This window comes from Streptomyces alkaliphilus (assembly GCF_014141535.1).
Classification (GTDB): domain Bacteria; phylum Actinomycetota; class Actinomycetes; order Streptomycetales; family Streptomycetaceae; genus Streptomyces; species Streptomyces alkaliphilus.
The window spans coordinates 1-1,558 of sequence record NZ_VKHT01001100.1 but is presented as its reverse complement, the minus strand read 5'-3'; the positions used below and the strand labels follow the sequence as shown (position 1 = coordinate 1,558).

At 72.6% G+C, this 1,558-nt stretch carries 2 protein-coding genes; both read right to left on the bottom strand.

Going from position 1 to position 1,558, the window contains the following annotated elements:
- A partial coding sequence (locus FNQ90_RS22685; protein WP_182608054.1) for an acyl carrier protein occupies positions 1-377 on the bottom strand: 377 nt, incomplete at its 3' end.
- Positions 378-618: 241 nt separating this feature from the next.
- Positions 619-1,371 carry a class I SAM-dependent methyltransferase gene (locus tag FNQ90_RS22680; protein WP_182608053.1) on the bottom strand — a complete coding sequence of 251 codons (753 nt, stop codon included), beginning with the start codon at positions 1,369-1,371 and terminating at the stop codon, positions 619-621.
- Positions 1,372-1,558 lie beyond the last annotated feature (187 nt).

Sequence of the window (1,558 nt, the reverse complement as noted above, 5' to 3'; positions counted from 1 at the left end):
CCCTCGGTCCCCTCCCCCACCGGCGCGTGCCCCGCCGACGTTCCACCGGCGGGCCCTCCACGGGCTTCTCGTACCCCGGTGGACCGGGTCGGGTCCCCGGGGGTCCCGGCGGCTTCCCCGCCGGGGGCCCCGTGGTCCGTGAGGTGTTCGGCGACGCGTTCGGCGGTGGCCCCCTCGCCGAGCAGCGCGGTCAGGGGGAGGTCCCGTCCGGTGCGCTCACGGATGCGACGGCGCAGGCGCACGGCCGTGAAGGACTCCAGCCCCAACGTCACGAGTGGGGCCCCGGGGTCGATCCGGTCCGGTTCCGTGCCGAGCACCTCGGCAACGCACTCGACGGTGTGGACAAGGGCTTTTTCTGCCCCCGTGGGGTGGCTCATCCATGGCTCCATCGGAGATGGGACATCCCCGGAATGCCTGGTGGGGCCGGGGAGGTGGTCACCGGAAACCTAGATGGAAACGATTATCATGTCAATGATTTTCAGCCGGCGACCCCGGTCGCCGCGGAAGCGGGGCCGAGGAGACACCACCGCAGACCCACCCCCCGACCCGCACGAACGGGAAGCCCCGCTCCGGGCGGAAGGCCCGGAGCGGGGCATCGCGACCGTCACACCAACGGGATCACGCCAACGGACCCGCCCCCGCGGAAGGCCGGCCGAGGACGTGCAGCCCCAGCGCGGGGTCCCCCACTCGTCGGACCCCGAATCCGAGCCCGGTCGCCTCGGCGGCCAACTCCTCCTCCGAGCAGACGCACCAGGGGTACTCGACCGTCGCCGCGGAGATCTCCGCGTCCCCCCGCAGGGTGCGGTACTCCATCCGCCAGAGAAGGCCGTCCACCCCGGACGGCTCCGCGCTCGCGTACCCCTCGTAGACGAGCTCCCCCACCTCCGTACGGGCCATGAGCACTCTGGGCACGGCCACCGGCGCGAAAGGAGGCGCGAGATTGGTGACGAGCACCCCGCCCGGCACCAGGGACCGCAGCACCCGCTCCAGCAACTCCCGGCGCTCGGGGCCCGCGAGGTGACCGAGCATGTTGAGGGCCAGGACGGCGCGAACCCCTTCCGGCAGCGCCTCGTCGAGGGCCCCACCGGGAAGGACTGTGACCCGGTCGCGCAAGCCCGGATCATCGAGGATTCGCGGCATGAGGGCCGCACGCATCACCGCCGAGGGCTCGACGGCCAACACCGGGGCCCCCGGCACCGCCTCCCCCAGCACCCGCACCCCGCGACCGCTGCCCGCGCCCAGATCGACGACGGGACCGGGACCCGGGGGCAACTCCGCCAGCACCGAGGCCACTTCGGGGCCGGCGGCCTCCCAGAAGCCCGCGATGAGGAGGTCGAGGTACTCGGCCGACCCCACGTACGGATCACTCATGAACGACTCCGAAAAGATTGACGACAATGAACATCATTGTCGTCAAAGGTGTGGGCGTCCATCCCCGGGGGCGGAGCACGTCGGCCGTCTCCGATGAACACCCCTCCCGGGCCTCCGCCCGGGAGCCCCGACTCCCCGGCGAGCGGCCGGGGTTCACCCGGCCGCTCGAACGGGATCGTCCGGGCCC

Coding starts and splice junctions, on each gene's coding strand:
- FNQ90_RS22680 (WP_182608053.1), bottom strand. CDS start 1,371: ATGAGTGATCCGTACGTGGGGTCGGCCGAGTACCTCGACCTCCTCATC.